Annotated in this window: 1 protein-coding gene and 1 pseudogene; both read left to right on the forward strand. The window is 74.2% G+C overall.

Annotation, left to right across the window (positions count from 1 at the left end; translation table 11 throughout):
• Nucleotides 1-225: pseudogene (locus tag EHS43_RS48530) on the forward strand (ABC transporter ATP-binding protein); the annotation flags it as partial.
• Nucleotides 219-2,608, forward strand: a 2,390-nt coding sequence (locus EHS43_RS41785; RefSeq protein ID WP_148104260.1) for an FtsX-like permease family protein, incomplete at its 3' end; no start/stop codon positions are given. The pseudogene EHS43_RS48530 and the gene EHS43_RS41785, both read left to right, overlap by 7 nt.

Raw genomic sequence — 2,608 nt, forward strand, 5'->3', positions numbered from 1 at the left:
GCCGCGTCCTACGCCGACCGCGTGGTCTTCCTGGTCGACGGCCGCGTCAACGGTGAGCTCGCGGGAGCCGGCACGCAGGACATCGCCGCCCATATGACCACGCTGGAGGCCACGCCATCGGCCTCGCCCGCCGCCCTTCTCCCGCGAACCGCCCGGTCGGCCACCCTGCCCGCAGCTCCCGGCGCGGCCGTGATCCAGCCCCGCCGGGAGGGTCGCCCGTGCTGACCATCGCCCTCCACTCCCTGCGCACCCGCTGGTCGACGTTCCTGGGGACCTTCACCGCCCTCTCCCTCGGCGTCGCCCTGCTCACCGTGATGGGCCTGACCCTCGCCTCCTCGCTGGACGCGCCGCAGAGACAGCCCGAGCGGTTCGCCACCGCACCCGTTGTCGTCCAGGGCCGGAACACCCTGAGCGTGCCGACCTCGATCGGCGCCGATGTTTCACGTGAAACACGCAAGCTCGCCCACCCGCACGCCGTACCCGAGGCCATCGTGGCGAGGTTGAAGCAGCTCGGCAGGGTCGTCCCGGACCGCTCCTTCCCGGTCCACGCAGAGGGCGGTCCGGGCTCTCTCGTCGGCCACCCCTGGTCCACCGCCGCCTTCGCCCCGTACGAGATCACCGCGGGGCGTGCACCCCGCACCGCGGACGAGGTGGTCGTCACGGGCGACTGGGTCCGTCCCGGCGAGCGTGTGCGCACCGACCACGGCACCGTGCGTGTCGTGGGCACCGTCCCCGCCCGGGGCTTCGAGACCGCCGTCTTCTACACCGACGCCCGGGCCGCCGAGCTGTCCCCGAAGAGCACGCAACTCGTGGTGGAGGCGGACGCGCGAGCCGTCCGGGAAGCGGTGAAGGGCACATCGGTCCACGTCCTCACCGGCGCCGCCCGGCGTCTCGCCGACCCCGACCCGGACCGCGACCGGGAGGCGCTCACCGCGATGAACGCCCTGTTCGGCACGGCCGGGGGAGTCACCGCCTTCGTGTCGGTGTTCGTCGTGGCGTCCACCTTCGCCTTCGCGGTCGCCCAGCGGCGCCGGGAGTTCGGCCTGCTGCGCACCGCGGGAGCCACGCCCGGCCAGATCCGCCGGACGGTGTGCGCGGAGGCGCTGGTGGTCGGTGTCCTCGCCTCGGCCACGGGCTGCGTGCTCGGCTCGTACGGCGCGCCGCTCCTCGCCGCGCGGGTGGTCGAGGTCGGCCTCGCGCCGGACTGGTTCACCGTCGGGGACGCCAAGTGGCCGTACCACATGGCCTTTTGGGCGGGGCTGCTCGTCGCACTGCTCGGTGTGGTCGCCGCGTCCTGGCGGGCGGGCCGCACCGGTGCCGCCCAAGCGCTGCGCGAGGCCTCCGTGGACAGCGGAACCATGACGTGGGGCCGTCTGCTGTGCGGGGCCGGTCTGCTGCTGACCGCCGTGGTGACGCTGTCGCTGGCCCTGGTGACCGATCCGGGGGAGTTGCTGCACCGCAAGACCTACGTCAGCCGTCCCATGCTGCTGATCACCGCGGTCGCGCTGCTCGCACCGGTCCTGGTGCGTCCGTCGACCCGGCTGCTCACCTGGCTGCCGGCCCTGCTGCCGGGGGCGGGCGGCATGCTGGTGCGGGAGAACGCGGCCGCGGGAGTCCGCCGTACGGCGGCCGTCGCGGCGCCCGTGCTGGTCATGGTCGCCCTCACGGGTTCCCTGCTGGCCGCGACCGCCACGCTGGACGCGGCCAGGGCCGGAGAGACACGCGAGCGCGTCACGGCCGACTTCGTGGTCGTCCCGGCCGGCACCTCCGGTCCGGCCGGGAGCGGACCTCCCCTCAGCGGGCCCGGTTTCGACGCGCCGACGCTGCGGAAGCTCCGCGCGATCCCCGGCACCACCGTCTCCGCGAGTTCGTCGAGCGCCGTCTTCGTCCTGGAGGACGGGCCGGCCCTCATCAGGTCCGAGGCCCGCGCCGCCGATGCCGCACCACTCGCCGCGACCACCCACCTGCCCCTGACTGCCGGAAGGGTGAGCGACCTCGACGACCGGTCGATCATCGTCAACGAGGAGTGGGAGCGGCACACCGTCGGCCAGACCGTGGACGTGTGGCTCGGCGACGGGACCAGGAAGTCGCTGCGGATCGCCGCGGTGATGGCGACCGGCACCGGCGACAACGGCGTCCACCTCACCCCGGCCAACGCCCCCGGCGCCGAGGTCGACCGCGTGGACGTCACCCTCGCCGCCGGTGCCGACCCCGCTGTCGTGGCCGGTGCGCTGCGCGAGGCGGGCGGACACGTGTTCAGCAGGGAGCAGTGGCTGCGGGCGAGTCACCCCGGGACCGACCGGACCACCCGGTACGGCTACCTGCTGGTCCTCGGGATCGCCCTGCTCTACACGGGCATCTCCCTGGCCAACACGATGGTCATGGCGACCGCGGACCGGGTGCGCGAGCTGGCGGTGCTCCGCCTCGCGGGTGCCACCCGCGGCCAAGTGCTGCGGCTGGTCGGCGCCGAGGCGCTGACGGTCGTGGCCGTGGGCGGGGCACTCGGACTCCTGGTCACCGGGCTCAACCTGGCCGGAATGCAGGGCGCGCTGACCCTGCTGTCGGTGCCCACCCCGATCCGGATCCCCTGGCCCCAACTCACCGCGGT

Origin of the sequence: Streptomyces sp. RP5T (genome assembly GCF_003933965.1) — a bacterium.
Classification (GTDB): Bacteria; Actinomycetota; Actinomycetes; order Streptomycetales; family Streptomycetaceae; genus Streptomyces.